General features: G+C 76.9%; 2 protein-coding genes. Both read right to left on the bottom strand.

The window, feature by feature from the left end:
• Positions 1-705 (bottom strand): aminotransferase class I/II-fold pyridoxal phosphate-dependent enzyme (locus tag EBH09_RS39375; RefSeq protein ID WP_238697478.1); only part of this gene is annotated, 705 nt, incomplete at its 3' end.
• A 257-nt stretch (positions 706-962) separates the two neighbouring features.
• The coding region (locus EBH09_RS30140; protein WP_121750056.1) for a hypothetical protein at positions 963-1577 on the bottom strand (615 nt) is incomplete at its 5' end.

The raw sequence follows: 1577 nt of genomic DNA, 5'->3' as shown, positions 1-1577 counted from the left end.
GTGCAGACCGTCCCCGGCGGCGGACGCGGGGAAGCGGGCGACGGCGGCCGGCCAGCCCGGCGGCAGCAGCGCGCCGGCCAGGTCGGTGACGACGGTTACCCGTTCGGGCAGCATCTCGGCGGGGCTGAGCAGCACGGTGGCGTGCGCGTCGTGCAGGGTGTCCCGCCAGGTCTCGTCGCTGACCAGGTGCAGACCCTCGTCGGCTGCGGCCTCGAGGGTCTCGTGCAGCAGTTCGGGCGGCGCGACGGTTCCGGTGGGGTCGTCGGCGACGGACAGCACGAGCAGGCGGGGGTCGCCGCCCTCGGCGCGGACCCGGCGGACGGTTTCCAGGAGGGCGTACGGGTCGGGGACGCCGCCGGACTCGGCCGGGGTGGGCACGTGGAAGACGGGTCTGCCCAGCAGCCGCGCGTACGGCGCCCACCAGGCGGCGCAGGGGCGGGGCACCAGGACGTCGCCGCCGAGCGCGGCGGTCAGCGCCAGCAGCAGGGCGTTGGCGCCGGGGGCGGCGGCCACGTGGCCGAGCTCGGTGGGCAGGCCGCGCCGGTCCCAGTAGCCGCAGGCGGCGCCAAGGAGGGACGGGGTGCCGCCCGCCGGTTCGTCGTGGCCGCGGCCCGCGGCGGCGGCGAGTACGGCGGACAGTTCGGGCAGCACGGGCAGGCCGTCGTCGGGGAGGTGCGGGCCGTACCGGACGGGACCGTGCCCCACGGGGTCGTGCCCTTCGGAGCCATGCCCTACGGAGTCATGCGCTACGGCGCCACGCTCTTCGGAGCCATGCCCGGCAGAGTCATGGCCTTCGGGGTCCGTCCGCCGCATGCGTACCTCCGCGCAGTCCGTGGTGCCGTGTCCCGTCGCCGCCCGGCCGGGTGCTCTCTCCTCGGTCGTTGCACCAAGTACCCATCGTGCCGCCCTGCCATGGCGGTGACCCCGGTCGCGGATCACACGCGGACCGGCGGCGGTGCGGGTCAGCGGTGCTCGGCGTCCCCGCGCGGACGGAGCCGCAGCCGATGCGCCGCCGCGCCGAACGCGCCCGCGATCAGGACACCGCCGGCGACCAGGGCCGGCATCGAGTCGGTGAAGGACCCGCCCGCGCCGGCCCGCACCCCGTGCTCCGCGATCGCGCCGCCGCAGGACTTGCCCTGTGCGGCGGGCTCGGGGCAGGGCGGCTTCGTCGTGCAGGACGTGCCCCGCTCGGCGGTCTCACCGTGCGGGGCGGTCGTTTCCGGACACACCGTCCTGGGTCCGCCGCACTGCTCGCCGTGCTGGCCGGAATGTGTGGGCTCGGGGCACGGCGGTGCGACGGCCCCGGCCTCCTCCTCCGGCACGGTCATCGTCGCGCTCCAGGGATCGCCCTCGCCACCGGACTCCTCGGGGCAGGTGCCGTCGACGGTCCACGCGTCCTCGGAGCCCTCCGCCTCCGGGTCGGTCTCGAGGTCCTCGGCGGCGGCTATCCGCGCGGTGCCCCGGTAGGCGGTTCCGGACGTCGCCCCGCCCTCGCCCTCCACCTTGCGCAGCGCGACGGTGCCTTCGTCGAAGGCCGGTGAGGTGGCGTCGAGGGTGGCCGGCGCGGACTCGCCGGT

The organism is Streptomyces sp. E2N166 (genome assembly GCF_003671715.1).
Classification (GTDB): domain Bacteria; phylum Actinomycetota; class Actinomycetes; order Streptomycetales; family Streptomycetaceae; genus Streptomyces; species Streptomyces thinghirensis.
The sequence above is the reverse complement of the archived record's forward strand: the minus strand, read 5'-3'. Positions and strand labels throughout refer to the sequence as shown.